This window comes from Rhodopseudomonas sp. B29 (assembly GCF_000333455.1).
Lineage (GTDB): Bacteria > Pseudomonadota > Alphaproteobacteria > Rhizobiales > Xanthobacteraceae > Rhodopseudomonas.
Genome location: NZ_BADD01000223.1, coordinates 1 through 2,369, shown reverse-complemented (window position 1 = coordinate 2,369; position 2,369 = coordinate 1). Strand labels below are relative to the sequence as shown.

Here is a 2,369-nt window from a genome sequence, read left to right as displayed (position 1 = left end):
AGCACTTGCGAGGAGGCCGAGCCGGTTTCGGTGGCGCCGCGCTGGACGTCGGTGACGTTGCTCGACACCAGCTGCGTGCCCTGCGCCGCCTGCTGGACGTTGCGGGAGATCTCCTGGGTCGCCGCACCTTGCTCTTCGATGGCCGAGGCGATGGTCGAGGAAATCTCGGACAGCCGCTGGATGGTCTGGGAGATCTCGCCGATCGCCGACACCGAATCCTGCGTTGCCGACTGGATGCTGGCGATCTGCTGGCCGATTTCGCCGGTGGCCTTGGCGGTCTGCTCGGCGAGTGGCAACGCCGAACAAGGCCACTGTTCACGGGTTCTGCAGGCCAGCAGCACTGACGTGGACGAACATTGTGCCAGTCTCGGCGCATGGCGGCTTGCTTATGATCAGATCAGCGCCGGCGCATTTCGCGGCAGCTTCGCGCTGCTGTCGCTTCCGAGCGTCGAAGTCTTCCGAGAAAATACTAGTCGGCAAGTTCGGCAATACGGTCAGCTCGGCGTCGATCGGTTCGGAATCGGGCTGCCCTGGCAGGCTGACGGAGAGATCAGTTTCAACGGCGTGACGATCACGCCGGCCCGCGTGATCACCTGCTTCGACGCCGAAGTCGATATGTGCACACCGGAGCAGTTCGAGTTCCGGGGGGTGGTGACGAGCGCCAGGCTTGTCGAAGGCATTGCCGACACGCTCGGCATCACGCTGCCCCAGGATGCCTGGCATCAGTTGCGCGCGATGGAAGTCGAATCTGCGGCCTTGCAACGGCTGCGAGAACTACTGACGGACGTGTGCGACACCATCGCTACTTCGCCGGCCGCCTTCGACGAACCCGCGGTGTTCCAGGCGCTCGAAGACGCAATCCTGATCGAGATCACCGATATGCTGCCGACGGCGCGCACCTGCGACGAGGTGCGGAGCGCAACAGCGCGCAAACGCACGGTCGATCGCGCCTGCGAGCTGATGCTCACCACCGGGGACGAGGCCGTGTCGATCCTCGATGTCTGCAAACATGTCGGCGTCAGCCGGCGGAAACTAAACTACTGCTTCCAACACGTCCTCGGCACCACGCCGATCAACTACGCGCGGGCCGTCCGGCTCAATCGCGTGCGGCGCGATCTGAAGCACTGCCGCGATCCGCACACCGGCGTCTACGACGTCGCTGCGACGCATGGCTTCTGGCACTTCAGCCAATTCTCCCTCGACTATAAACGGCACTTCTGCGAGCTACCATCGGAGACTCTGCGGCGCGGCCGCGCGGCGTAGAGTCGTCCTGGGTGGCGGCGCTTGACCGTCAAGGCGGCCGATTCCGCGGTTATGCCGTCATGGCATCCGGCGACGCCTGTGGGCCGGCGAACAGGCTGCGGCCCGGAATGGCGTCCAGCAACGCGCGCGTATAGGCGTGCTGGGGCGACGTGAACACCGACTTGGTATCGCCCTGCTCGACGATCTCGCCATAGCGCATCACCACGATGCGATCGGCGATCTCGGCGGCGACGCGCAGATCGTGGGTGATGAACAGCATCGCGAGGTTCATCTCCTCGCGCAGCTCCGCCAGCAGGTCGAGAATCTGCGCCTGCACCGAAACGTCGAGCGCCGACACCGCCTCGTCGGCGACCAGCACCATCGGTTTCAGCGCGAGTGCGCGCGCGATGCAGATGCGCTGCCGCTGACCGCCGGAGAATTCGTGCGGATAGCGCTTGGCGGCGCTGGCGTCGAGACCGACGCGCGCCAGCAGGCGATGAACGTCGGCCATCGCCTCGGCCGGCGGCACGCCATAGGCCATCGGTCCGCGCGCAATCGCGTCGCCGACTTTCTGGCGCGGATCGAGCGCGGCGAAAGGATCCTGAAACACGATCTGCACCTTGCGGCGCATCGCCCGCAGTTGCGGGCCGCGCAGTTCAAGAAAATCCGCCCCGGCGAATTCGACCGCACCCGTATCCGGCTCGATCAGCCGCATGATGATGCGGCCGAGCGTCGATTTGCCGGAGCGGCATTGCCTCGTCAGCCACCCGGCGCTGCAGCGCAGGAGCACCAAATGGTGAGCCCGGCGCGCGCGGTGTTTCTCGATCGCGACGGCGTCCTGGTGGTGCCGCAGTTTCGCGACGGCCGCAGCTACGCGCCGGCGACGCTGGCTCAGTTCAAGCTGGACGACGGCGCACCCGAGTGCCTGCGAGACTTGAAGCGGGCCGGCTATCTGCTCGTCGTCGTCACCAATCAGCCCGACATCGGCAACGGCCGCGTCTCTCGGGCCGTAGTCGACGAGATGCACGCGCGCATGCGTGCCGCGCTGCCGATCGACGATATCGAGCTGTGCCCGCATCGCCAGGACGAAGGTTGCGCCTGGCGCAAGCCGCAGCCGGGCATGCTGA

General features: G+C 65.9%; 2 protein-coding genes and 2 pseudogenes. 2 read left to right on the top strand and 2 right to left on the bottom strand.

Annotated elements, in window-relative coordinates; translation table 11 throughout:
• Nucleotides 1-290 (bottom strand): annotated as a pseudogene (locus I5M_RS07870) (hypothetical protein); the annotation flags it as partial.
• On the opposite strand from I5M_RS07870, the gene I5M_RS07865 reads away from it, so the two are divergent.
• The gene (locus tag I5M_RS07865) at nt 181-1,263 is read left to right on the top strand and encodes a helix-turn-helix domain-containing protein (protein WP_244431953.1); all 1,083 of its coding nucleotides are present in this window, start codon (nt 181-183) and stop codon (nt 1,261-1,263) included. The pseudogene I5M_RS07870 and the gene I5M_RS07865 overlap by 110 nt on opposite strands.
• 49 nt (nt 1,264-1,312) lie before the next feature.
• On the opposite strand, the pseudogene I5M_RS07860 reads toward I5M_RS07865, so the two are convergent.
• Nucleotides 1,313-1,987: pseudogene (locus I5M_RS07860) on the bottom strand (ATP-binding cassette domain-containing protein); the annotation flags it as partial.
• 48 nt (nt 1,988-2,035) lie between these two features.
• Between I5M_RS07860 and I5M_RS07855 the strand changes: the two are divergent.
• The coding region (locus tag I5M_RS07855) for an HAD-IIIA family hydrolase (RefSeq protein ID WP_022720898.1) at nt 2,036-2,369 on the top strand (334 nt) is incomplete at its 3' end.

What these genes read in the sequence shown, in the direction of transcription:
- I5M_RS07865 (WP_244431953.1), top strand. Translation starts at nt 181, where the DNA reads ATGGTCTGGGAGATCTCGCCGATCGCCGACACCGAATCCTGCGTTGCC.